Raw genomic sequence first — 22,789 nt, 5'->3', positions numbered from 1 at the left:
CAAGTAATGAGCTTTACCGATAAGGTTGTGTTGGTGACTGGTGCCAGTCGTGGCATCGGCCGTGCGATTGCCGAAACTTTTGCGGCCCGTGGCGCCAAGGTAGTCGGCACTGCGACCAGCGAGAGCGGTGCAGAGGCGATCAGCGCCTATCTGGGTGAGCAGGGTTGCGGCATGGCACTGAACGTGACCAGCCAGGAATCCATCGAAGCCATTTTCGCTGCCATCAAGGCGCGTTTTGGTGACATCGACATCCTGATCAACAACGCCGGTATCACCCGCGACAACCTGTTGATGCGGATGAAAGATGACGAGTGGAACGAGATCATCGATACCAACCTGACCTCACTCTACCGTCTGAGCAAACCGGTTCTGCGGGCGATGATGAAGAAGCGCAATGGTCGCATCATCAGCATCGGTTCCGTCGTTGGTACCATGGGCAATGCCGGTCAGGTCAACTATGCAGCCGCCAAGGCGGGTCTGGTTGGCTTTACCAAATCACTGGCGCGTGAAGTGGCCTCCCGTGGTATCACGGTCAACGCGGTTGCCCCCGGTTTCATCGAAACCGACATGACTCGCGCCCTGAACGAAGAGCAACGTGCCGGCATTATGAGCCAGGTGCCTGCCGCTCGTCTGGGTGATCCGAAAGAGATTGCCGCCGCTGTGGTATTCTTGGCTTCCGATGAAGCAGCTTATATCACCGGTGAAACCCTGCATGTTAATGGCGGGATGTACATGGTGTAATCAATTTGTCGTGAGTTCTGTTCAAATTTGCGATAGTACGCCGAAGTTTGGCGAATTTCGTGGTTTGACCAGCGGCAAGCTACTTGCAAACTCACGTCAATTGAATAAACTACCCCAACCAGACGCAATAGCGTATTTTTAAAGGAAAATTCAGGTCATGAGCAACATCGAAGAACGCGTAAAGAAAATCATCATTGAACAACTGGGTGTTAAAGAAGAAGACGTTAAGAACGCTGCCTCCTTCGTCGACGACCTGGGCGCTGACTCTTTGGATACCGTTGAACTGGTAATGGCGCTGGAAGAAGAATTCGATACCGAAATTCCTGATGAAGAAGCCGAGAAGATCACCACTGTTCAAGCGGCTATCGACTACATCACCGCTAATCAGGAATAAGTTCCTGTTCTGAAAGAAGCGGCCCAAGGGCCGCTTCTTTCGTATTTGTTTCTTTTCAAATCACCTCTCGGAGACTACCTCAGTGTCAAAACGCAGAGTCGTGGTGACCGGCTTGGGGATGCTTTCCCCGGTAGGCAACACAGCCGAATCCAGCTGGCAAGCCCTGCTCAACGGGCAGAGCGGCATTTCCCTTATCGACCATTTCGATGCCAGCGAGTTTGCAACCCGTTTTGCTGGTCTGGTCAAGGACTTCGATCCCGAGCAGTACGGTATCAACCGTAAAGACGCTCGCAAGATGGATCTCTTTATTCAATACGGTATTGCTGCCGGTATGCAGGCACTGGATGATTCCGGCCTCGTCATCAACGACGATAATGCCGAGCGCGTCGGTGTGGCGATCGGTTCCGGGATTGGCGGTCTGGGTCTGATTGAACAGAACCACGACAGCCTCGTCAACGGCGGCCCGCGCAAGATCAGCCCCTTCTTCGTTCCATCCACCATCATCAATATGGTGTCCGGTCATCTCTCCATCATGAAGGGATTGCAAGGTCCGAATATCGCTGTGACTACCGCCTGTACCACAGGTACTCATGCCATCGGCATGGCCGGCAGGATGATCGCTTACGGCGATGCCGACGTGATGGTTGCCGGCGGCGCAGAGAAAGCTTCCACCCCGATGGGGATGGGCGGCTTTGCAGCTGCCAAGGCGCTCTCCAACCGCAACGACGAACCGCAGAAAGCGAGCCGTCCGTGGGATAAAGATCGCGATGGTTTCGTGCTGGGTGACGGTGCCGGTGTGCTGGTACTGGAAGAGTACGAACACGCCAAGGCCCGCGGCGCCAAGATCTACGCCGAACTGGTCGGGTTTGGCATGAGTGGTGACGCCTATCACATGACTGCCCCTCCCGCTGATGGCAACGGTGGCGCTCGCGCCATGAAGAATGCCATCAAGGATGCCGGTATTGCCCCCGAGCAGGTGGGTTACATCAATGCCCACGGCACTTCGACCCCGCTGGGCGATGTGGCCGAACTGCGCGGCATGAAGGCGGTCTTTGGTGAGCACGCCAAGTCACTGATGGTCAGCTCTACCAAGTCAATGACCGGTCACCTGCTGGGCGCTGCCGGTGCTATCGAGGCCATCATCACTGTGCTGGCCCTGCGCGATCAGATTGCACCGCCCACCATCAACCTGGACAACCCGGATGATGAGTGCGATCTGGACCTGGTGCCCCACGTGGCCAAGCCGGGTAACTTCGAGTACGCCCTCTCCAACTCGTTTGGTTTCGGCGGTACCAATGGTTCCCTGATCTTCAAACGCGTATAATTGCCTGCGGGCAATGACAGAGGCCCGATACTGCCGGTATCGGGCCTTTTTTATCGGAGGGATCTCTTTGCTGATCAATGGATTGAAGCTCGATACCATCTCGGCCCGCGACCGTGGTCTGGCCTATGGCGATGGCCATTTCACCACCATGGCCGTAAGAGAAGGAAAGGTATTGCAGTGGCCAGCGCATCTGGCTCGACTGCAGCAGACCAATAGCCGGCTGGGGATGGTTGAACCGGACTGGGCACTGCTGACCCGGGAACTCGAAATACTTGTTGCCGGTGAACAGCAGTGTGTCGCCAAGGTGATGCTGACTCGGGGGGAGGGGGGGCGCGGTTATGATGGCAGCGAGTGTCAGCAGACAACCCGCATTCTCTCGCTGGCGCCTTTTCCTGCCCAGTATGCCCAGTGGCAACAAGAGGGGATCTACTTGCTGGTGTGCCGTCAGCGAATTGGTGATGCCCCCATGTTGGCCGGGCTCAAGACGCTCAACCGGTTGGAGCAGGTGCTGCTCAAGAGCGAACTTGTCAGCCGTGGTGCAGTCGAAGGAGTAGTGCTCAGCAGCCGTGGCGTGCTGGTCGAAGGGGTCAGTGCCAATCTGTTTTGGCGTCGGGGCAAGACGGTGTTTACGCCCGATCTGGCCCGTTGCGGGGTTGACGGCATCATGCGCCGTCAAGTCATGGCGATGCTGAAACAGATGAGTATTGAGTTGCGTGTGGTAGAGGCTCCGCTGGAGTCACTATGGCAGGCGGAAGAGGTGTGGCTCACCAATACCCTGATGGGGGTGGTGCCGGTCAACGGCATCGAGGATAAACAGTATCCCGCCCCGGTATTGAGCCGCCGTTTACAGGAGCGTTTGGTCATTGAAGTTTAATCGGCTTTACACCCTGCTCGCGGGGGCGGCACTGACTGTGGCCGTCGCCGGGGGCTATGTGCATTACAAATGGCAGCAGGTGGAGACGCTCACCAACAAGGGGCCGACTCGCCTCTTTACGGTAGAGAAGGGGGCTCATGCCGCTCGCCTGATCGCCGAGTTGGGGGATGGTGAACCCAGTCCGTGGGCGGTGCGCCTCTGGTTGCGCGGACATCCCGAGCTGGTTGCCATCAAGTCAGGCACTTATGAAATCAAGGAGGGGGCCCTGCTCAAGGATACCCTCTCGCTCTTTGCCTCGGGCAAGGAGTTTCACTTCAGCCTCACCTTCGTCGAGGGTTCCCGCTTTGAGGATTGGTTGAAGCAGTTGTCCAGTGCGCCTTATCTGGAACGGCTCACGGTTGAGTTGCCCGAGGCTGATCTGGCCAAGGAGCTTGGCATTGACAATGGCAAGCTGGAGGGATGGTTTTTGCCGGAAACCTACGCCTATACCACCCATGCCAGCGATCTCTCCATTTTGCGTCGTGCTCACCAGGACATGGAGACATTCCTGCAGCAGAGCTGGGAGAAGCGGCAGGCCAATCTGCCTTACAAGACCCCCTATGAAGCGCTGATCATGGCCTCGATCATCGAAAAAGAGACCGGTCTGCCTGAAGAGCGGGCACAAATTGCCTCGGTGTTCGTCAATCGTCTGCGTCTCGGCATGAAGTTGCAGACCGATCCCACCGTGATTTACGGGGTGAAGGATCGCTATGACGGCAACATTCGCCGCAGCGATCTGACCGACAAGAACCCCTACAACACCTATGTGATCGATGGTCTGCCGCCGACGCCCATTGCCATGCCCGGCAAGGCATCCATCGAAGCGGCACTCAACCCCAAGTCGACCGACTATCTCTATTTTGTCGCCAAGGGCGGGGGTGCTCACTATTTCTCCAAGACCCTCGATGAACATAATCGGGCGGTTCGCGAATACATATTGAAGAAATCCTGATGTCTAAATTTATCGTTATTGAAGGTTTGGAAGGGGCAGGGAAGAGCTCTGCCGTCCGTTACGTCACCGACTATCTGCAGCTCCACGGCATCGAGCGGATCGAATGCACCCGCGAGCCGGGCGGTACGCCGCTGGCCGAGCGGATGCGGGCCATCGTCAAAGAGGTGCATGACGAGCGCCTTACCATCGAAGCCGAACTGCTGCTGATGTATGCCTCCCGGGTACAACTGGTGGAGACCCGCATCAAGCCGGCATTGGCCGAAGAGGTCTGGGTGGTGGGGGATCGCCACGATCTCTCCTCCCAGGCTTATCAGGGTGGTGGCCGTGGTATCGATGCCGCTCTTATCGGTGCCATCAAGCAGGCGGTACTCGGCAACTTCAAACCGGATCTCACCCTCTATCTCGATATCGATCCTGCCCTTGGCTTGCAGCGCGCGCGCCATCGCGGTGAGCTGGATCGGATCGAACTGGAGCAACTGAGCTTCTTCGAGCGCACCCGAACTCGTTATCTCGAACTCGCCGCCAAGGATGATTCCATCGTGGTAATCGATGCGGGGCAAACCCCGGATCAGGTAAAAGCGGCGATTGAAGCTGCGTTGGATGCACGCCTATGTATCCCTGGCTGATCCCCGACTGGCAGGCTCTGAGCCAGACGGCGGCGGCCGGCAGACTGGGGCATGCCTGGTTGCTATTAGGCGATCCCGGTCTTGGCAAGGAGCAGCTAGCTGAACGGTTGGCGCGTTTGCACCTTTGCCAACAACCGGATCGCGGAGAGCCGTGCGGCCATTGCCACTCCTGCCAGCTCTTTGACAAAGGCCATCATCCGGATCTTGGTACCATCAGTCGCGACAGCAAGACCATCGGGGTCGAAGTGATCCGCGAGATCTGCAATCGACTGCAGGGCTCGGCCCAGCTTGGCCGTGGCAAGGTGGTGATCATTCCTGATGCGGAGCGGATGACCGAATCGGCAGCCAATGCTCTGCTGAAAACTCTGGAGGAGCCTGCCGGTGACAGCCTGCTGATCCTCATCGCCTCCCAGGTTTCCCGTCTGCTGCCGACCATTCTCAGCCGTTGTCACAAACATGTGTGCCAGCTGCCGAGCGAGGGTGAAACGGTGCGCTGGCTTGCTGAACAGGGACATCAGGCAACCCTAGCACAGGTGCGGATCTGTCAGGGGGCGCCGCTGCGGGTACTCTACTACATCGAGCAGCAGCAAGATGGAGCCCGCCGTGAGCTGCTGGAGGATCTGGTCGCCCTCGCCAAATCCCCGATCAAGGCGACCACATTGTGCAGCCAGCTCGGTCAGGAGACACAAGTTCGCCTGCATTGGGTGCAGCTCTTTTTGTGCGATGCCTTGAAAACTCAGGCAGGATGCGGTCACCATCAACTGGCGATGCCGGATCTGGCTACCTTGAGCCAGCAGTTTGCCGGGCTGCATTCCAGTGAAAAACTGCTGGATGCCGAGCAGCAACTGGTCGCCCTGAAAGCCGCATGTCAGCCGGGGCAGCTATCCAATCCCACCATTCATCTGATGAACTGGCTTAGTCGCTGGTTATAGAACGTCATTAGCAATAAAGGTTTTGTATGTTACTCGTTGACTCCCACTGTCACCTCGATCGTCTCAGCTATGGCAGCAAACAGAGCAATATGGCTGATGTGCTGGCCAAAGCGGCAGCGCAGGAGGTGGGATACTTTCTCTGTGTCAGCGTGACGCAAGAACAATTTCCGACCATGATGACGGCAATTGCCCCTTATCCCCAGGTGTTTGCCTCCTGCGGGGTGCATCCCCTGAATCAGGAACCCGGTGTCGATGCCGAGTTGCTGCTCAAGCAAGCAGCCGACCCACGTGTGGTGGCCATTGGTGAGACCGGTCTCGATTACTTCTACTCACCCGAGAACAAGGAGGTTCAGCAAGCCTCCTTCCGTGAACATATCCGGGTCGCCCGTGCGCTGAACAAACCGCTGATCATTCACACTCGTGATGCCCAGCAGGATACTTTGCAGATCATGCGCGAAGAGGGGGCGGATCAGGTTGGCGGCGTGTTGCACTGTTTCACCGAGTCTCTCGAGATGGCAGAAGCGGCAATGGAGATGGGGTTCTATATCTCCATCTCGGGGATCGCTACGTTCAAGAATGCCACAGCGTTGCAGGAGGTAGTGAAGGAGCTTCCCCTCGACAGATTGCTGGTCGAGACAGATGCCCCTTATCTTGCTCCGGTTCCACATCGGGGGAGGGAGAACGAACCCGCCTTCGTGCGTGACGTTGCCCAGTTTATTGCCGACCTGCGCCAAATCCCTCTCAGCGAACTGGCCGAAGCAACTAGTCACAACTTTTTTGAGTTGTTCAAACTCGCCCGGAAGTAAGAGCTGACGCCCCGCATTGCGGGGCGTTTTACTTTCAGTAATCCGATATAGGGCTAAAGAAAGAAGCAATACATAAATCCGTTATCTCTCACTTGCGCAGCATTGAATTGCTATCATCGCATTGACCCAGGTGCTGGATGGCATTGACACCAATGAACTGGCGGGACTTCGCGATCACACCCTGTTGCTGTTGATGTTCAGTGGTGCCTTACGCCGCTCGGAAGCGGCCCGAATTGAGGTGAGTGACCTCGATTTTGTGGGGCAGGGGATCCGGCTTCGCCTCAAACCAAGCAAGCATCAACTCCATGAGACCGAGATCGCCCTTATCCCCGGCAAGCACTATTGCCCGGTTGCAGCGATTGGCAACTGGCTCAAGAAGAGCCGGATCAATGAAGGACCGCTCTTTCGGCGGATGAATCGCTGGGGCCAACTCACACCAGACCCTCTGGGGCCGCAGGGTATCAACCTGATGATCAAGCGGCGCACCGGTCAGGCTATCGATGACCTTTATGTCAGTGGCCACAGTCTGCGTCGTGGATTTATCACCTCGGCCGTCACTGCCGGCAAACCGATGAACAAGATCATCGAGGTTACCCGACACAAGGATATGCGCACCCTGCAAGAGTACTTTGACGATGCCCATAAATTCTCTGATCACGCACTGGATGGACTGCTTTAGCACAAATGCGTCACTGCATTTTTTATGTTAAATGATATCCCATTGATCTGGTGGTATATTTGGTTGGCTTCGTAGTTAGCTGGCAGAGTAGGGGAAGCCCCCATCTTTCACCACTATGCGAAGAGAACGTGAGAGATAACCAGTAATAAAAACAAGTATTGCAAGGTCATATGAGCCAGGAAATCAACGAGCTTGAGGCAAAAGAGACCGCCTCACAGAACAATGCCAAACGCCAGCGTCAGCATGTAAAACGCAAACAAGAGAGTCATACCCGGTTGCAATGCTGGATCAGTAATCGCCATGCCGAACGGTTGGCGGCACTCGGCTTGCATCTTGAAGATAGCCAGGCATCACTCATCGAACAGGCGATCGATCTGCTCTATCACCATGAGCTGGGGAGCGAACCTCACGCAGAGAAAGTGGAGATAGCTCTGTTGGAAGAGAGTGTCGAGTAGCGATGAACTTGGCTCAGAAGAGATAAAAAAAGCCAGGTACGAATTCCGTGTACCTGGCATAGGGGAATTGGCTCCTTGCAGAGCCGTGCGCTAACTGGTGTTCGGATTGCCTTAAGCTTAGACAAGGCTCAAGGCTTTTCAAGAACCCGGTAAAATTTCAACCAGAGTGTGGGTTTTGCAGACTCGAACAGCATCGAGTCATCCTTCCTCGTTCAGTCAAAATCAGCCAAACAGATTGTTGTCGCGCACCAGCTCCCGGGGGAGGGCATTCTTGATCCGGCTACCCACCCATTTCCCCATTCCCAGGGTATGACCCTGATAACGAACGATCACCTCGCCAGAGCCTCTCTCCTGTTCGGGCCAGACGTCCCGTCCCATCATAAATTCACGGGCATTAACACTGTCGAGTTCAACAACGCCTTTGCTTGCTTTGTCGCCATATGCCAACGCCCACTCATGGGTCAGCCGGTAGCCTTTCTTGAACGTCTCGGCCAACTTGATGCCGATGCGATCGAAGCGCAGCTTGCCCTGAACCTGTTCAAACAGATGAGGAAAGAGCCAGATCTCGTCATTGCGGCCAAACAGTTGCCCTTGTGGCGCCACACCAAAATTGGCCTCAATCTCTCGCAGCATAGGCTCTGACTCTTTCGCTGCCAGTGGCAGGAAGGGGAATTTGCCGAGCTTGCCCGGCTTGAACATGGTGTTGGGCACAGAGTGATGTTTACGTAATCTGGCGACGAAAAAGCCTTCACTGTCGAAGATTTGGGGCCAAACGTGCAGGTATCCTTCGGAAGTACATGCCTGCTCTGCATGGGGGAACAGGTCAGCCAGCGAGTCAAAACTCAAGGCATCGCCAAACTTGTCCAGCAGTGACTGACAGACCTCCTGGTTCTCCTGCAAACTCAGCGTGCAGGTGGAGTAGACCAGTACGCCACCCGGTTTCAAGGCATGGAAGGCACTCTCCAGCAGTCCTTGCTGTACCGCCGCAATCTCGTCGATGCTCTCGATACTCCAGTTGCGCAGCGCATCTTCATCCTTGCGCACAGTACCTTCACCGGAGCAGGGGGCATCAAGCAGGATGGCGTCGAAGGTCTCCGGCAACCACTGGCCAAACACCTTGGCATCAAAATGGGTCATCCCCACATTGGTCACCCCGCAGCGCTGAATATTGGCGCTCAGCACCTTTAGCCGACTACTGGAAAACTCGTTGGCAACCAACATCCCCTGATTGTTCATCAGGGCGGCGATCTGGGTGGTCTTGGAGCCGGGGGCTGCCGCCGCATCCAGCAGCATGCCGTCTGCTTTGATCTTGTCGCTGGCAAAGAGCGCAGTCACTGGCAGCATGGAGCTTGCTTCCTGAATGTAGAAGAGGCCGCTCAAGTGCTCGGCCGTGTTGCCAAGCGGCACGTTCTCGTCTGTGCGGCTCAACCAGAAGCCGGTCTCGCACCAGGGCACGGGATCGAACTGCCAGCCTTGCGGCTGCATTTTTTCAACAAATTCAGAGACGGCAATTTTGAGCGTGTTGACCCGGATGCTGCGGCGCAGCGGTCGCCGGCAACTTGCAACGAACTCATCCATGGAGAGATGAGCAGGCATGATGGCCGCTATATGGCGCAAAAAGTGATCGGGTAGATAGGTATTGTCGTGCACTGTGCCGTCTCGTTGACCGAAAAAGAGGGGCGACATCTTATCACAGGGCTAGGAATATTCTTAAAGTGCAGCAGGTAAAAATGAACAAGCCCGGCCAAATGCCGGGCTTGGGTTGCTACGTGAGGGGAGGGCTCATGGCTTGATGCGGGGGCTCCACTCCTGCCACTCTTTCTCGGCCTTGCCGTAGAGGGGATAGCTGTGACCGGCCTTGACGGTCGGCCCCATCTCTTTTTCCGGTGTATTGAAGGCAATGCCGCCGGCAAGCAGACTCTGCACTGTCTCGACCTCGATAGTGCCACCGGTCAGGCCAATGTCCGCCTTGACCCCGGAGACATTCCAGAAGCGGGAGTTGGCGCGTACCAGATGGGCATACTCCTGCTCCACATTGACATCGATCACCACCTCGCTACCATCGCGGGCCAGTGCTACCTTGGTAACGCTGCCGACCACCATCTTGCGAAACAGCAGCGGGCTGCCAACCGAGAGACCATTAACCGACGGGCTTCTCAGGGTGAGGGCCAAACCGGCAAGGCCGCTCTGGCTCAGGGGGAAGCTGTTTCGACCAGCCCCTTTGCCAGGCTCAGCCTCGACAAAGGCCCCCTTGATCAGGGTATCGAGATGGGCAACACCGCCCAGACCCAGCTTGGCCTGCACCAGGGTAAAGCGCGCTCCGGATTGCAGGAAACGCTCGGCGTACTGGCCATCCAGCTCGGCCTTGAAGATCACCTGTCCCAGGGTCGGCTCCAGTTCAATCTGCTCAATCTTGCCGATATCCACCCCGCGATAGCGGATCGGGCTACCCATTCCCAATCCCGGGTTGCTCTCGGCCACCAGAGACAAGGTGCGGATCTTCGCCTTGGCTTGCTCCTTGTTGCCAAATAGCTGATGGCTGCTGCGGCCATTGGCCAGATAGTCGAACTCGATGGCACCGCGCAGCAGGGTACCGAGGTTGCCAACTTTAACCTGCACTCCATCGACCCGTACCCGGGTGTCGATAGCCGGTTTTTTCCAGAATTGCGGCTGACGAGCGAGGAGAGGGGCATAGATGCCGTCAATCTCGAGCTCGATCTCGACTCCCTCTTTGGCAGCACGCAGCTGTTTCACCTTGCCCGCTTCCAACCCCAGATAGAGCACGGGAGAGCCAATGCCGATGCCGTCCGCCTGATCAGCTTTGAGCAACCAGCGCTGGGGCTTGGCATCGCGGGTACCGAGCAACGCCAGCTCCTGATTGGGGTAGAGGCGGTTGATCCGCTCGCCGCTGCTCGCCTGCACCAGCTTGATGCCACCGCTCAACCAGGCACTGGCCGGACTGGTCTCCACCTTGATACCGCTAAGATCAGCATCTATTTGTAGCGGCGCCGCGCGATAGAAGCGGGCACGGTTCAATAGATGGGCGTAAGCGGGCTGGATCTGCAGGGCCACGCTGGCATTGCCGCGCCCATCGAGATCGAGCTGGCTGATGCGACCAACCTGCAGCCCCTTGTACCAGATGGGAGCATCCTGATTAAGGCCAGCCAGATCGTCCGCTTGCAACATCACCTTGATGCCAGCTTGTGGCGCCCGATCGGTCAGCCCCATCCTGGCCACTTCCTTGCCCGCCACATAGTCAAGGCGAATGGCTGGGCCGGAGAGCAGCCGATCGGCATTCTTCACGCCGGTCGGGGAGAGGGAGACGCTCTCCCACACCAGCTGACTCTTGTCGGTGATGCGATATGCCTGCTCCGGATTGATCAGCGCCGTCACCACCCGGCCCTTATCAGTGAGGTGGATGGGATCGACGCGACCAATTTCGATCCCTTCGAAGAGAATGGGCATCCCCTCCTTGATCGGCAGATCGCCCGCCATGATATCGATGCGCTTGCCGCGCGCCGCTTCTGCCAGCCCCTTGTAGAGGACGAAGGTCTGCCCTTTCTCCGACTCGGGAGACTCTTTGGGGGAGTCAAAGGCGATGCCGCCGCTCAGAATGGAAGTGAGGCTGCCGGCCTCAACGCTGACGCCAGCCAGACTGAAAGAGCCCTTGATGCCGCTGATGTTCCAAAAGCGGGTATCGGCTTTAACCAGATGTTCAAAACGAGGCTCGATCACCAGATCCAGAATGACGTTCTGGTTGTCCTGACCCAAGCGGGTATTGATGACACTGCCCACTTCGATACCGCGGAAATAGAGCTTGGCACCGATACCGACCGAGCCCAGCGAATCAGCGGTGAGGTGCAGCATACGCCCCTGTGCTTGATAACCGGGGGGAGGGCCATCGAGGGCATCAAATTTCTCCTGCAGCGGATTGCTCTCGCGCCCTGGTTGCAAGTTGATGTAGTTGCCGGAGACCAAGGTATCGAGACCGGAGATCTCGGTCAGCGATGCCTTGGGGCTCACCAGCCAGAAGTCGGATCCTTTGCGAATAAGCGGGCGAGCACGGCTGTCAATCTTGGCCAGCACTGCGATGCGGCGACCATCCTCGGCCAGCTCCAGCTCCTGCACCACCCCGATAGCCACCCCCTGATACCGGATCTGGGTCTTGCCCGGCAAGATGCCGTTACCCTGAGCGAAGTTGATCTGGATAAGCTGGCCGCGGCTCGCAATCTGTTGATAGAGAAAGCCGCCAGCCAGCAGCAGGGCGATAAGTGGTAACAACCAGACTGGCGATAGCCAGCGGCGCTTTTCGATGACGGGTTCAGCCCCGATCATAGTGACTCCTTATTGACCGGGCACAGCCGCCCATCAGACAGAAACAGAAAACGCATCAACGGGCCGCCTTGTCCCAAAGCAGCCGGGTATCGAGCATGCGGGCCGACATCATGGTCAACACCACCACGCCGGCAAAGGCGGTGGCACCCGGGCCAGCCCGGACGCTCAGCATGACGCCGCGATCGACCAGCGCCACCATCAGCGAAATGACAAACAGATCCAGCATCGACCAGCGGCCGATAAAGTCGATCACCCGATACATCAAGAGCTGGCGCTTGCGCCGCACCGGTTTGGCCCGTTGCAGCTGCCAGCAGATCCAGGCCAACCCGATTATTTTGCCCACCGGTACCAGTATGCTGGCGGTAAGCACTATGGTGGCAATCCCGCTCATCTTGCTGCGATAGAGCATCAGGATCCCGCTGAAGATGGTATCCGACTGCAATAGCCCCTTGTTGTAAAAGTGGGTGATGGGCAGCAGATTGGCGGGGAGCAACATAAAGGTAGCGAGAGCCAGCAAGCCCCATGACCAGGCTAGCGAATGAGGGATCCGCACCTGCAGCTTGCTATCGCATCGTGGACAGACACATCCCGCCTGATAACGCACCAGCAGGCCGCAGGTATGGCAGCGGCAGAGCCCCATCTCACGGGCGCTGGTCATCGCCTTTCTCCTTGAGCGGGATCCGATCCCAGTAGGGCGCCGGATCAAAGAGGATCAGCAAACTCATGTTGAGCAGCATCAGAATGCCGAGGCTGAGCAGCCCGCCGCCCAGCCTGACATCAGCGATATCGATCAGTTTGAACAGGGCAACCAGCAGGCTGACGATATAGACCTCCAGCATGGCCCAGTGGCGAAACACTTCGACTGCCTTCAAGGTTGGCGCAAGAAGATGCCAGCGTTTGGCAAGACCCGATGCCAGCGCAAAGATCCCGGTCAGCAGACCAATGGGGGCCAGCACGGCGCACCAGAGCACCAGAGAGGCAACCCAGAATTCACCCTCGCCAAACAGCACAAAAATCCCGTGCAGCAAATTGGCATCGGAGTTGACGCCAGCCAGCCGCAGATAGATGAGGGGCTCGAAAAAGGCGGAGGGGAGCAGCAGAAATCCGGTGATGGTCAGCGCCATCAATTGGGAGGGACGAAAAGCATAACGGCCATAGAGATGCTGGTGACAGCGAGGGCAGTGGGCATGACGACGCAGCGGCAGCGCCTTGCGTTGGATAAGCAAGTCGCACGCCGGACAGACGATCACGGAACCGGGCTCCATCATACCATTCAACCTGTTGAAGCAATTGGTGAAATTTACCCTAAAACCGGTGCCCTGTCTTGCCCGCCTCCTTAATGTTACGAAAGTATAATTGACGTTAACGTAAACGTGATATTAGATGGTCAAACCAGACAGATGAAAGGAGTCATGATGTCCAGTTTGCCCCCCTCGGCAGGGCTGCGTTTTCGCACCGCTCTTGCCAACGAAAAGCCACTACAGATCGTCGGCACCATCAACGCCTATATGGCGCTGATGGCCGAGCGCAGCGGCTTTCAGGCGATCTACCTCTCGGGTGCCGGTGTCGCCAACGCCTCCTACGGTTTGCCGGATCTCGGCATGACCTCCCTCAACGACGTGCTGATCGATGCTGAGCGGATCACTGCTGCCACCCGAGTGCCGCTGCTGGTCGATATCGATACTGGCTGGGGCGGGGCGTTCAATATCGCCCGCACCATTCGCTCATTCGAGCGGGCCGGTGTCGCCGCCGTCCATATGGAAGATCAGGTTGCCCAGAAGCGCTGCGGTCATCGCCCCAACAAGGCGGTGGTGTCGCTGGAGGAGATGTGTGATCGGATAAAAGCGGCAGTGGATGCCCGCGAGAATAGCGAGTTCGTCATCATGGCGCGCACCGATGCACTGGCGGTAGAGGGGATGGAGTCGGCTCTTGAGCGCACCGCCGCCTATGTGGCTGCCGGTGCCGACATGATCTTCGCCGAGGCGGTAACCGAACTGGCCCAGTACGACCAGTTCAAGCAGGCGGCCGGAGTGCCGATCCTAGCCAACATGACCGAGTTCGGCAAAACCGAGCTGTTTGACAAGGAACAGCTCGCAGCCCACGGGGTCGATATGGTGCTCTACCCCTTGAGTGCCAACCGAGCCGCCAATCAGGCCGCCCTCAACGTCTATCAGCACATTCGCCAGGATGGCCATCAGCGCGCCGTCGTGGCGACCATGCAGACCCGGGAGTCGCTCTACGACTTCCTCGGATATCACCACTACGAGCAGACACTGGATCGTCTGTTTTCAGCCAAGGAATAGGAGGCAGCTTATGGGACAACAGAAACCGTTGGGCGGAGCAGGTCTGCGCGGTCAAAGCGCAGGGGAGACCAGTATCTGCACCGTGGGCAAGAGCGGCACCGGTCTTACCTATCGCGGTTACGACATCAAGGAGCTGGCTGATAGCGCCCAGTTCGAGGAGGTCGCCTATCTGCTGCTCAAAGGCGAGTTGCCGAGTAACCAGCAACTGGCCGACTACAAACGCGAGCTGCGCCGCTTGCGCACGTTGCCGGCGGCGCTGCTCGAGGTGCTGGAGCGCATTCCCGCCGATGCTCACCCCATGGATGTGCTGCGCACCGGCTGCTCCATGCTCGGCGATCTGGAGCCGGAAGATGGTTTCGAGCATGAACACGAAGTAGCGGATCGACTGCTGGCCGCCTTCCCGGGGATCCTGATCTACTGGTACAAGTTCAGCCACGAAGGAGTGCGTATCGCCCTCGATACCGATGAAGAGTGCATCGGGGGCCACTTTCTGGCGCTGCTGCACCAGAAGGCGCCGAGCGAGCTGGAGCGTCGGGTGATGCATGTCTCTCTCATCCTCTACGCCGAGCATGAGTTCAACGCCTCCACCTTTGCGGCGCGGGTCTGCGCCTCGACGCTCTCTGACATGTTCTCCTGTATTACAGCGGCCATCGGCACCCTGCGCGGCCCGCTCCATGGCGGCGCCAACGAGGCCGCCATGGCGATGATCGAACATTGGCAGGATGAAGCGCAGGCAAGGTGCGAACTGCTGGCCAAGCTGGCGGCCAAGGAGAAGATCATGGGCTTTGGCCACGCCATTTACCGCACCTCGGATCCGCGCAACGTCATCATCAAGGAGTGGTCGGCCAAACTGGCCGAGGCGGTGGGTGATGATCGCCTCTATCGCGTCTCCTGCGAGGCGGAGAAGGTGATGTGGGAAGAAAAAGAGCTCTTTCCCAACGCCGACTTCTTCCACGCCAGTGCCTATCACTACATGGGGATCCCGACCAAGCTGTTCACCCCCATCTTCGTCTGCTCGCGGGTCACCGGTTGGTGTGCCCATGTGATGGAGCAGCGCGAGCACAACCGGATCATCCGCCCGAGCGCCGATTACGTCGGCCCGGCACCCCGTCACTTTGTCTCCCTACAACAACGATAAGGAAGTCACGATGTCCGCCAACGTCGACGTCAACCACAGACCCGAGCCCGATCAGGTGCTGGTCGATATTGCCGATTATGTCTGCAACCACCCCATTACCAGCGAAGCGGCCCTCGACACCGCCCGCTACTGCCTGATGGACACCCTTGGCTGTGGCCTGCTGGCTTTGCGCTTTCCGGAGTGTACCAAGCACCTTGGCCCCATAGTCCCCGGCACCCTCGTACCCCACGGTGCCCGGGTGCCCGGTACCCAGCTCTGCCTAGATCCGGTCAAGGCGGCCTGGGATATCGGCGCCATCATCCGCTGGCTCGATTACAACGACACCTGGCTGGCCGCCGAGTGGGGTCACCCATCCGACAATCTGGGGGGCATTCTGGCCACTGCCGACTGGCTCTCCCGTACTCGCGTCGCCGAGGGCAAGGCACCGCTCACCATGAGCGATGTGCTGGTGGCTATGGTCAAAGCCCACGAGATCCAGGGGGTGTTGGCGCTGGAGAACTCTTTTAACCGGGTCGGTCTCGATCACGTGGTACTGGTCAAGGTTGCCAGCACAGCCGTGGTGACTCATATGCTGGGGGGCAGCCGCAATCAGGTGATCGATGCGGTCTCCCAGGCCTGGGTCGATGGCCAGAGCCTGCGTACTTACCGTCATGCCCCCAATGCAGGGTCGCGCAAGAGCTGGGCGGCGGGGGATGCCACCTCCCGCGCAGTGCGCCTCGCCCTTATCACCATGAGCGGCGAGATGGGCTATCCCGGCGTACTGAGCGCGCCCAAGTGGGGTTTTTACGATGTGCTGTTCAAGGGTAACCAGTTCGCCCTGCATCAGGGGTACGGCAGCTATGTGATGGAGAACGTGCTGTTCAAGATCTCCTATCCCGCCGAGTTCCATGCCCAAACCGCGGTGGAGTGCGCCATGAAGCTGCATGGTCAGGTGAAGGGGCGTCTGGAGGAGATCGACCGTATCGAGCTCACCACCCATGAGTCGGCCATTCGCATCATCAGCAAGGTCGGGGCCCTCAACAACCCGGCCGATCGGGATCACTGCCTGCAGTACATGGTGGCAGTGCCGCTCATCTTTGGTCGCCTGATCGCCGAGGATTACGAGGATGACGTGGCGGCCGATCCCCGCATCGATGGGCTGCGCAGCAAGATGGTGGTGCAGGAGGACAAACGCTACAGCCGCGAATATCTGGAGGCAGACAAGCGCTCCATCGCCAACGCCATCCAGATCTTCTTCAAGGACGGCACTCACACCGCCAAGGTGGAGGTGGAGTATCCGGTCGGCCATCGTCGCCGGCGGGAGGAGGGGATCCCGCTGCTGGTGGAGAAATTCCAGCACAATCTGGCCACCCGCTTCCCTGCGAAACGGGTCAATGACATCCTTGCCCTCTGTCAGGACGGGCCACGGCTTGCCGCCACCCCGGTACACGCCTTTATGGATCTGCTGGTGATCTGACCGATATCTACAGGCAAATAGCGATAAACGAAAAGCGGGCCCATCGGCCCGCTTTGTCGTCTGGCAGCTGTTATCTGGCAACTTCATACCCAATCAGGCGTTGCTGCTTCTGCCTGTTACCAACGATCTGGCCTCGCGTTTTTGTTGTGTCACTACCACGGCCACCATCCGCTTCCCGCGAGCTGTTTCACTGACGCAACAATGATCCATTTCAACTCGATTTATTTGCAACAATCTGCGTCTATCGAGCTTAAACCAGCACACTGCTATCACCGCTAAAGAGCGCCGTCATGATGTCCGTCTCGCGACTGGCAATGGTTTCAAGAAACTCGTTGGCACGCCCCATCTGGTGACACACCTGATAGCCCCGCTCGACAAAGGAGAAGAGCTCGCCAAGCCCTGCCAGATGTGCCGGCCCCGACACCAGCTTCAGGGTTGCCCCCAGCAGCGGTTTTCTCGCCAGCCGATCCAGTGTCATGCCAAGCTGGCTCACCAGCGCAATCTGATGCTCCCGACGCGCCTGTTCACCCACGGCGCGATAGGCAATGGTGTAGTGTTCCGCGGTAATGGGATTGAGCCCGCCAATGCGGCGCAGTGCGACCACCATCAGGTAATCGAGCTCTTCGGAGAGGGCGTCGAGCTCGATCGCCTGCGCCAGCACCTTGTGGCCAGACTCCGGCAACAGCCGCTCTGCAGTCGGCATCACCCGCATCACGTCGGCATCGCGGCGAGCACTGTCACCCGGCCCATAGAGATCGGTCAGAAAGAAGCGGGCGGCCGGCCCATAACGATCGCTCTCCAGCAAGTCCCTGTGGGTGCGCCCCAGCCGGTCGGCCTGCCACTGACGCAAACAGTCCCGATCCTGCATATCCTGCGGATGGCTACGCATCTGCTCACGCAAAGCCGCCACCCGATTGAGCTGGCGATAGAGCTGGCCAAGGGTGCTCTCGTCATCGGGGGAGTGGGATTGATGGGTCATCGACAGCTCTCTGATTGTGTGTAACAGGACGGAGTTATAGATTCGAAATAGACAACCGAATGAAAAACAAACAGTTTTTACACCTTCTTCACTGCCAAGTGTAGCCTGAAGGCGACCGGGAATAAATCCTGCGCCACGCCAGCCCTTGCCACGACGGCAGACACTGTTAAGTGAGTCCCATTTATGTAAATGACTCTTTCACTTGTTGTGAACATGTGTTTAATATCAACAGATATGTCATTACCCTGAGTACTCATCATGTTTCTATACGATTCGCTCGCTGGCAGTCGCGGGCTCTCAACCATCCAGATCAGCCGTCAGCACCCGCTGGGGCTGGCCGGTGCCCGGGTGGCCGCAGAAGCCATTGCCCAGGACATGTGTGAAAACTATCAACTGGATTGTGAATGGGCGGATGAAGAGGAGACTGAATTGCGGTTTCGTGGCTCGGGCGTTCATGGTTCGCTCATTCTCGATGAGGATAATTTGCAGCTCGACGTTCATCTTGGCCTGATGCTGCTGCCGGTACGCAGTGTGCTGGAGCAGGAGATCCTCGATTATGTGGAGAATCGATTACCCTGCCCGAAACGGGTATGAAACCAATTTCACCCGCCATTTTAAATAGCGGTGAAGAGAGTAAGACATGTATTGAACAGGCTATTTCTGCTCGACTCTCTGATTATTGTTCGGTGAATGTTTAGCAATGCATTTTGGATTTTTAATATAGCCATCACTTTTCGTACTTAATATTTCGAGCCGGCCTGACTACCTCATCTTTAATTACGTTTTCCGCTCATTGCGAGATGAAGGGAGAAGGTTTCTGGCTGTCTCGACTATTTCATTTTGCAGGGAAACAGCATGCCAACGAGTGAATTTATCTCTTGCGTTGATACCGCATGGCTACGCATGGACAGACCCAACAACCTGATGCAGATCATCGGCGTTCTGATGTTTGAAGGGCAGCTTGATGAAGAGCGTCTGCGCAACGGGTTGCGCCACACCATTTCGGTACAGCCCCGCTTCCACCAGCGGGCCGTGCTGGAGGGGGGATCCTACTGCTGGCGCCATGATCCCGACTTCGATCTCGACCAGCACCTCAAGCGGGTGATCCTGCCCGGCAAGGCGGGCAAAATCGAGCTGGAGAAGCTGGTGGCCGATCTCGCCTCGACCCCGCTCAACCACCAGCGTCCCCTGTGGGACATGCACCTGACCGACACCTCGCTGGGCGGTCAGGCGCTGGTGGTGCGCATCCACCACGCAATGGGGGATGGCTTCTCGCTGGTACGGGCCATGCTCACCATGATGGACAACTCCCCGCAGCCGGTCACTCCCATCCGTCCCAAGGCTGCGCCGGAGCCCGCCGATGAGGAGGACGATGACGACACGCCCCACGGCAGCAGGCTGGTCAAGGCGGGCCTCAAGCTGACCGGCACCCTCTGGTCCAAATATGTCGAGGTGCTGACCCATCCCACCAAGGCGGTGGATTACCTCAAAGCCGGTCGCGATGTGGCCAGCGAGCTGTGCAACATTGCTACCCTGGGCGATGATTCACCCTCCCGCCTCAAGGGCAAGACGGCCAGCAGCAAGCGGGTTGCCTGGTCGGAACAGATCCCGCTGCCCGACATCAAGGCGGTGGGCAAGGTGCTGGGCTGCTCGGTCAACGACCTGCTGATCGCCGCCACCGCCGGCGCGTTCCGGCACTACCTGGAAGAGAAGGGTGACGATGTCGACAACATCGAAATTCGCGCCCTGGTGCCGGTCAATATGCGCTCGCCCGACGATGATGGTGCCCTTGGCAACCGCTTCGGGCTGGTGGCCCTCGATCTGCCGATCGATATCGCCCATCCGCTGCAACGCCTCTATGCGGTGCGGGATCGGATGCAGGCGCTGCGCAGCTCGCTGCAGCCTGTTGTGGTGCTCAATCTGCTCCATGGCCTTGGCATGGCCCCCAAAGCGGTACAACAGCAGGCGGTCGATCTGCTGGCGGCCAAAGCCAGCGCGGTGATCACCAATGTGCCGGGCCCCCAGCAGACCCTCTATCTGGCCGGCGCGCGCCTGCGCCAACCGCTGTTTTGGGTACCGCAGGCCGGAGATATCGGCGTTGGCGTCTCCATCCTCTCCTACGATCACGGCGTGCAGCTGGGGCTTATCACCGACAAGAAGCTGGTGCCGGACCCTGATCAAGTAGTCGACCGCTTCGCCGTGGAGTTTGAACAGCTGCTGCTGCTGGTGTTGCTGGAACCTGAGCTGCTGTTCGACCCGAACGGCCTTGATGCGCTGCTGGGCTGATCCAGCACATAAACATCCCGATAAAAAGAGGCCAACCTGCGGGTTGGCCTCTTTGCTATCTGTTGCCTGACGCTGCTGCGCAAAGCTTGGGATTAATCCTCCAGCTCTTCGCGCGCAGCCTCCACATCGAGACGTTCCATCGCATCCATCGGCTCGCACTCGGCCGCTTCGGCATAGAGGGCTTCGGCTGCTTTCAGGCGGCTTTTGCCATGCAGCATCACCTGGGCATTGGCATACTCCATCCGCGCGATGGCGGAGTCGGGGATCAGTGCCAGCGCCTCCTTGAAGTGACGCTCGGACTCCTCCTTCTTGGCGCCATAGGTGAGGCCGCCGATCATCGCACCCAGCTTGTCGACGATCTCGGCGTGCCATGCGCCAAAGGCGATATGGGCTTCGGCGTGGTCGGGTTCGATCTCCAGCGCCTTTTCCAGGCTTGCCTTGATCTTGTCGCCAATGCCCTGAGAGAGGGCTTTGGAGATGGAGATGACCTGACTGTAGCGCCCGAGGGCCAGAGCATGAAAGTACCAGGCGTTGGCATTGTCAGGCTGGCGTTTTTGCAGCTTCTCGGCATGGCTGGCAGCCCGCTCGAAGGCGGCACGCTTGGCATACTTGTCCTCCAGCAGGTAGCTGGCGTGGATCACCAGCGCCTTGTTCGCCACATTGAGACCCGCCTCACCGGCCGCTTCGCCAAGGGCGACGGCTTGGGCAAAATCCCCTGCGTGATAGGCCCGCCAGGCATCCTGTACCTGCTCATCTTCCGGCCATGGCTCGGCATCCCCCTGATGGAGGCGCTCCCAGTTATCAGCCAGCTTCTGGCCGGCATAGTCATAAGCCGAATCCGCGTAGGGGAAGGGGACGAATTCGAGTTGTGAGGTGGTCATGCTTGTTCTCCCTGTAGCATTTGAGTCAAACCTTTTCGGTGTATTGGTGGGCGAGAGCGCCCAGATGAACACGGGCATCGTCCCGCAGATAGGGGGCGACCAGCTGCATCACCTGAAAGACGCCCAGTGCAATATCGGCGTCGCTCCGGGGGTGCAGTGCCCGCTGGTACGAGATCCAGAATGTGCCCACCAGCGCCACGTTGGCAGCCAGTGAACGCAGCTGTTGGGGGCTTCCCTCCATCAGGCCGACCGTCTGCAGGTGAGTGCAGATGGTGATGGCTGTCTGCTCCTTGCGGCGCAGCAGGGCGGAGAAGCGCTGCTCGACCCGATGGTAGCCATTCATCAGAGTGGAGATATCGTAGTAGAAGAAACGGTATTTCCAGATGGCTTCAAACATCAGGTGGAGGAAGAGCCAGATATCCTCGGGCTCATCGGACGGGGCGCTGACCGCATCAAGCAGGCGCTCCATCTCCTGCTCGAACTCGTCGAACAGGGCATTGACGATCTCCTCCTTGTTGTGGAAGTGGTAGTAGAGATTTCCCTGGCTTATCTCCATCTCGGCCGCAATGGCCGAGGTGGTAACGCTGGGTTCGCCCAGCAGATTGAAGCGGGCGAGGGCAGTGGTCAGGATCCGTTCCCGGGTACGGCGTTTGGGCTTGCGATCCATGCTACTCCTTCACGTGTGGACGACGTACGCCACGGCGATAACGCCTGGCAAGCCAGTGTTGCAGCTGTTCCAGCGACTTGTCGAGGGCCGCGACCGAGCCGCTGCTGGGGGCCAGCAGGGTGCGGTCGGGGTCGGCGAGCGCCTTCAGATTGAGCTCGAAGCCATGCTTGGCAAGGATGGGCGCCAGTTCGTGGCGACGCTGCCAGAGATCACGGCGGGTGTGCTGGAAGGCGTGTTCGCACAGGCGACGACGATCCCGATAGCTGAACACATTGGTAAAAAACATCTCGCCATCGGCGGGGGATGGTTCGAACAGCAGTGCGTCGGCGTTGGGGTATTGATGGCGATAGCGATCCATCCCCACATGCATCCGCGAGTGAATGATGGCGCGGAAGGTCTGGGCCAGCACCACAGGCAAACCGCTATCCACCAGATTGGTGGGCTCTCCGGCCGCCATCCCTGCATCGAAGGGCACCAAAGGATTGATGCAGAAGACCAGATCAGCCCCTTCCTGCAACGCCACCGAGGCGTGCAGGGTCTTGATCAGGGCGCCATCAACATAGTAACGGCCATTGATCAAGGAGGGGGGAAAGAGGCCGGGCAGGGCCGCAGAAGCCTGCACGGCCGCCGAAATGGGCACATCGTCGAGCCCCGGCCCGCCAAAGGCGACCGGATGGCCGGTATCCAGTTCGGTCGCCACCACGAACAGGCGGCGGCTTAGCTGGCGAAAATCATTGCTGCGACCGGGACGGGAGAAGAACTGGGTCAGGATGCGATCTACCCCGCGGTTGTCGAACAGCCCGGTCGGGATCGCTCTGGAGAGGCCCTGCAGCGATTCAAACAGGCTGCGTTTCCAGGGTGCAGCCAGATAGCGCATCAGGCACTCCAGCGCCAAAGGCGGGATGGAGCCGAGTCGCACCGC

22 protein-coding genes and 1 pseudogene are annotated in these 22,789 nt (G+C 58.3%); 15 read left to right on the top strand and 8 right to left on the bottom strand.

Translation table 11 applies throughout. From position 1 onward, the window contains the following. Positions 1-6: 6 nt before the first annotated feature. The 10 genes and pseudogenes from fabG (at position 7) to AACS24_RS06170 (ending at position 7,822) form a co-directional block, all read left to right on the top strand. Positions 7-741, top strand: a complete 735-nt coding sequence (fabG, locus tag AACS24_RS06215) for a 3-oxoacyl-ACP reductase FabG (RefSeq protein ID WP_108570560.1) — start codon at positions 7-9, stop codon at positions 739-741. Positions 742-898: 157 nt separating this feature from the next. Continuing rightward, a complete protein-coding gene (gene acpP / locus AACS24_RS06210; RefSeq protein WP_005300909.1) occupies positions 899-1,135 on the top strand; it encodes an acyl carrier protein in 237 nt (78 codons plus the stop codon). Positions 1,136-1,217: 82 nt separating this feature from the next. After that, positions 1,218-2,459 (top strand): beta-ketoacyl-ACP synthase II, encoded by a 1,242-nt coding sequence (gene fabF / locus AACS24_RS06205; RefSeq protein ID WP_041207727.1) that lies wholly within the window; start codon positions 1,218-1,220, stop codon positions 2,457-2,459. Between the two features lie 67 nt (positions 2,460-2,526). Next, on the top strand, positions 2,527-3,333 hold the full coding sequence (gene pabC, locus AACS24_RS06200) for an aminodeoxychorismate lyase (protein ID WP_258222891.1): 807 nt from the start codon (positions 2,527-2,529) through the stop codon (positions 3,331-3,333). Then, entirely contained in the window at positions 3,323-4,324 is a 1,002-nt protein-coding gene (gene mltG / locus AACS24_RS06195) for an endolytic transglycosylase MltG (protein WP_181364145.1), read from the top strand. Before pabC ends, mltG begins: the two co-directional genes overlap by 11 nt. After that, entirely contained in the window at positions 4,324-4,950 is a 627-nt protein-coding gene (gene tmk / locus AACS24_RS06190) for a dTMP kinase (protein WP_108570558.1), read from the top strand. Before mltG ends, tmk begins: the two co-directional genes overlap by 1 nt. Then, on the top strand, positions 4,935-5,882 hold the full coding sequence (gene holB, locus AACS24_RS06185; RefSeq protein WP_033113685.1) for a DNA polymerase III subunit delta': 948 nt from the start codon (positions 4,935-4,937) through the stop codon (positions 5,880-5,882). The genes tmk and holB overlap by 16 nt, the downstream gene beginning before the upstream one ends. Before the next feature lie 26 nt (positions 5,883-5,908). Further along, on the top strand, positions 5,909-6,688 hold the full coding sequence (locus tag AACS24_RS06180; RefSeq protein WP_108570557.1) for a TatD family hydrolase: 780 nt from the start codon (positions 5,909-5,911) through the stop codon (positions 6,686-6,688). Positions 6,689-6,809: 121 nt separating this feature from the next. Further along, positions 6,810-7,367: pseudogene (locus AACS24_RS06175) on the top strand (site-specific integrase); the annotation flags it as partial. 170 nt (positions 7,368-7,537) lie between these two features. Then, positions 7,538-7,822 carry a hypothetical protein gene (locus AACS24_RS06170; protein ID WP_042030958.1) on the top strand — a complete coding sequence of 95 codons (285 nt, stop codon included), beginning with the start codon at positions 7,538-7,540 and terminating at the stop codon, positions 7,820-7,822. A gap of 222 nt (positions 7,823-8,044) precedes the next feature. Here AACS24_RS06170 and rsmF read toward each other — a convergent pair whose 3' ends face one another. From rsmF to AACS24_RS06150, 4 genes are all read right to left on the bottom strand, one after another. Further along, complete coding sequence (gene rsmF, locus AACS24_RS06165) at positions 8,045-9,472, bottom strand: 16S rRNA (cytosine(1407)-C(5))-methyltransferase RsmF (protein WP_108570556.1); 1,428 nt, start codon at positions 9,470-9,472, stop codon at positions 8,045-8,047. A 132-nt stretch (positions 9,473-9,604) separates the two neighbouring features. Beyond that, positions 9,605-12,157, bottom strand: a complete 2,553-nt coding sequence (locus AACS24_RS06160; protein WP_108570555.1) for an MlaD family protein — start codon at positions 12,155-12,157, stop codon at positions 9,605-9,607. A gap of 55 nt (positions 12,158-12,212) precedes the next feature. After that, positions 12,213-12,815, bottom strand: coding sequence for a paraquat-inducible protein A (locus AACS24_RS06155; protein WP_033113812.1), 603 nt, complete (start codon positions 12,813-12,815; stop codon positions 12,213-12,215). After that, positions 12,799-13,425 (bottom strand): paraquat-inducible protein A, encoded by a 627-nt coding sequence (locus tag AACS24_RS06150; RefSeq protein WP_043850816.1) that lies wholly within the window; start codon positions 13,423-13,425, stop codon positions 12,799-12,801. The genes AACS24_RS06155 and AACS24_RS06150 overlap by 17 nt, the downstream gene beginning before the upstream one ends. A 147-nt stretch (positions 13,426-13,572) precedes the next feature. On the opposite strand from AACS24_RS06150, the gene prpB reads away from it, so the two are divergent. From prpB to AACS24_RS06135, 3 genes are read left to right on the top strand one after another with little or no spacing between them, the layout of a single operon-like run. Then, positions 13,573-14,460 carry a methylisocitrate lyase gene (prpB, locus tag AACS24_RS06145; RefSeq protein WP_108570554.1) on the top strand — a complete coding sequence of 296 codons (888 nt, stop codon included), beginning with the start codon at positions 13,573-13,575 and terminating at the stop codon, positions 14,458-14,460. A 10-nt stretch (positions 14,461-14,470) separates the two neighbouring features. Then, positions 14,471-15,598, top strand: a complete 1,128-nt coding sequence (prpC, locus tag AACS24_RS06140) for a bifunctional 2-methylcitrate synthase/citrate synthase (RefSeq protein WP_033113809.1) — start codon at positions 14,471-14,473, stop codon at positions 15,596-15,598. A 10-nt stretch (positions 15,599-15,608) separates the two neighbouring features. Further along, positions 15,609-17,054, top strand: coding sequence for a bifunctional 2-methylcitrate dehydratase/aconitate hydratase (locus AACS24_RS06135; protein ID WP_108570553.1), 1,446 nt, complete (start codon positions 15,609-15,611; stop codon positions 17,052-17,054). A gap of 250 nt (positions 17,055-17,304) precedes the next feature. Here AACS24_RS06135 and AACS24_RS06130 read toward each other — a convergent pair whose 3' ends face one another. Then, entirely contained in the window at positions 17,305-18,033 is a 729-nt protein-coding gene (locus AACS24_RS06130; protein ID WP_108570552.1) for an FFLEELY motif protein, read from the bottom strand. 258 nt (positions 18,034-18,291) lie between these two features. Here AACS24_RS06130 and AACS24_RS06125 point away from each other — a divergent pair, with 258 nt between their 5' ends. Beyond that, complete coding sequence (locus tag AACS24_RS06125; protein ID WP_108570551.1) at positions 18,292-18,627, top strand: polyhydroxyalkanoic acid system family protein; 336 nt, start codon at positions 18,292-18,294, stop codon at positions 18,625-18,627. A gap of 261 nt (positions 18,628-18,888) precedes the next feature. After that, positions 18,889-20,319 (top strand): wax ester/triacylglycerol synthase family O-acyltransferase, encoded by a 1,431-nt coding sequence (locus AACS24_RS06120; RefSeq protein ID WP_108570550.1) that lies wholly within the window; start codon positions 18,889-18,891, stop codon positions 20,317-20,319. Between the two features lie 92 nt (positions 20,320-20,411). Here the strand turns inward: AACS24_RS06120 and AACS24_RS06115 are convergent, their stop codons facing one another. The 3 genes from AACS24_RS06115 to AACS24_RS06105 form a co-directional block, all read right to left on the bottom strand. Next, positions 20,412-21,200, bottom strand: a complete 789-nt coding sequence (locus AACS24_RS06115; protein WP_108570549.1) for a hypothetical protein — start codon at positions 21,198-21,200, stop codon at positions 20,412-20,414. 25 nt (positions 21,201-21,225) lie between these two features. Further along, positions 21,226-21,867: a TetR/AcrR family transcriptional regulator gene (locus tag AACS24_RS06110; RefSeq protein WP_041207755.1), complete on the bottom strand. Its 642-nt coding sequence runs from the start codon at positions 21,865-21,867 to the stop codon at positions 21,226-21,228. Between the two features lies 1 nt (position 21,868). Next, on the bottom strand, positions 21,869-22,789 hold a 921-nt coding region (locus tag AACS24_RS06105), incomplete at its 5' end, for a patatin-like phospholipase family protein (protein WP_258222889.1).

The sequence above is a fragment of the Aeromonas sp. HMWF016 genome (assembly GCF_963878195.1).
Taxonomy (GTDB): domain Bacteria; phylum Pseudomonadota; class Gammaproteobacteria; order Enterobacterales; family Aeromonadaceae; genus Aeromonas; species Aeromonas lacus.
Note: the sequence above shows the minus strand (reverse complement) of the source record. Positions and strands in the feature narration are given on the sequence as shown.

Coding starts and splice junctions, on each gene's coding strand:
- fabG (WP_108570560.1), top strand. CDS start 7: ATGAGCTTTACCGATAAGGTTGTGTTGGTGACTGGTGCCAGTCGTGGC.
- acpP (WP_005300909.1), top strand. CDS start 899: ATGAGCAACATCGAAGAACGCGTAAAGAAAATCATCATTGAACAACTG.
- tmk (WP_108570558.1), top strand. CDS start 4,324: ATGTCTAAATTTATCGTTATTGAAGGTTTGGAAGGGGCAGGGAAGAGC.
- holB (WP_033113685.1), top strand. CDS start 4,935: ATGTATCCCTGGCTGATCCCCGACTGGCAGGCTCTGAGCCAGACGGCG.
- AACS24_RS06180 (WP_108570557.1), top strand. CDS start 5,909: ATGTTACTCGTTGACTCCCACTGTCACCTCGATCGTCTCAGCTATGGC.
- AACS24_RS06170 (WP_042030958.1), top strand. CDS start 7,538: ATGAGCCAGGAAATCAACGAGCTTGAGGCAAAAGAGACCGCCTCACAG.
- AACS24_RS06160 (WP_108570555.1), bottom strand. CDS start 12,157: ATGATCGGGGCTGAACCCGTCATCGAAAAGCGCCGCTGGCTATCGCCA.
- AACS24_RS06155 (WP_033113812.1), bottom strand. CDS start 12,815: ATGACCAGCGCCCGTGAGATGGGGCTCTGCCGCTGCCATACCTGCGGC.
- AACS24_RS06150 (WP_043850816.1), bottom strand. CDS start 13,425: ATGATGGAGCCCGGTTCCGTGATCGTCTGTCCGGCGTGCGACTTGCTT.
- prpB (WP_108570554.1), top strand. CDS start 13,573: ATGTCCAGTTTGCCCCCCTCGGCAGGGCTGCGTTTTCGCACCGCTCTT.
- prpC (WP_033113809.1), top strand. CDS start 14,471: ATGGGACAACAGAAACCGTTGGGCGGAGCAGGTCTGCGCGGTCAAAGC.
- AACS24_RS06135 (WP_108570553.1), top strand. CDS start 15,609: ATGTCCGCCAACGTCGACGTCAACCACAGACCCGAGCCCGATCAGGTG.
- AACS24_RS06130 (WP_108570552.1), bottom strand. CDS start 18,033: ATGACCCATCAATCCCACTCCCCCGATGACGAGAGCACCCTTGGCCAG.
- AACS24_RS06125 (WP_108570551.1), top strand. CDS start 18,292: ATGTTTCTATACGATTCGCTCGCTGGCAGTCGCGGGCTCTCAACCATC.
- AACS24_RS06120 (WP_108570550.1), top strand. CDS start 18,889: ATGCCAACGAGTGAATTTATCTCTTGCGTTGATACCGCATGGCTACGC.
- AACS24_RS06115 (WP_108570549.1), bottom strand. CDS start 21,200: ATGACCACCTCACAACTCGAATTCGTCCCCTTCCCCTACGCGGATTCG.
- AACS24_RS06110 (WP_041207755.1), bottom strand. CDS start 21,867: ATGGATCGCAAGCCCAAACGCCGTACCCGGGAACGGATCCTGACCACT.